2 protein-coding genes are annotated in these 532 nt (G+C 51.5%); both read left to right on the plus strand.

What is annotated here, in order from left to right:
- The first annotated feature begins 53 nt into the window (after nucleotides 1–53).
- Nucleotides 54–266: a DNA-binding protein gene (locus IEX86_RS24875; protein ID WP_188868815.1), complete on the plus strand. Its 213-nt coding sequence runs from the start codon at nucleotides 54–56 to the stop codon at nucleotides 264–266.
- Nucleotides 267–330: 64 nt separating this feature from the next.
- Nucleotides 331–522 (plus strand): hypothetical protein, encoded by a 192-nt coding sequence (locus tag IEX86_RS24880; protein WP_188868816.1) that lies wholly within the window; start codon nucleotides 331–333, stop codon nucleotides 520–522.
- Nucleotides 523–532 lie beyond the last annotated feature (10 nt).

Genomic DNA, 532 nt, shown 5'->3' on the forward strand with positions numbered 1-532 from the left:
AAAATACGGTAAAAACTCTGTGTAAATTCACTAGAATCACACGGTTTCGCACTATGCCGAACGCGGACATACCCGAGCAAGCCCGTAATCAGGCGAAAGCCAGGCTAAGACGGCTCGGAATTACTGCGCAGGAGTTCGCAAAAGCTAACAAGCTGAGCCCCAGCACTGTGTATGCCGTTTTGAACGGACAGAAGAAGTGCACGCGTGGTGAATCTCACCGAGCTGCCGTTCTACTGGGTTTGAAAGAAGGTGTGATTTTGAGTTGATGGCATGCCCGGCATTGCGCAAGGGCTTTTCAGTGTTGCGGGAAACGTTAAGTAGGACTCTGACATGTACCAGGACAGTAAGCGAATTCGGAAAAATCGCGCCACGATAAACCTCGACGACTACGAGCAGGCCCTGATCAATGCCCTGGTGGATTACACCGGTCTTGATCAAGCCACCTTGCTCCGACAGTTGGCTATGCAGGAAGCAAGAGAACTCTTACTGCCTCAGAGCATGTTAGGCCAGGCCTCAGCTTGAACCCAGTCAC

The organism is Pseudomonas asuensis (genome assembly GCF_014646755.1).
Lineage (GTDB): Bacteria > Pseudomonadota > Gammaproteobacteria > Pseudomonadales > Pseudomonadaceae > Chryseomonas > Chryseomonas asuensis.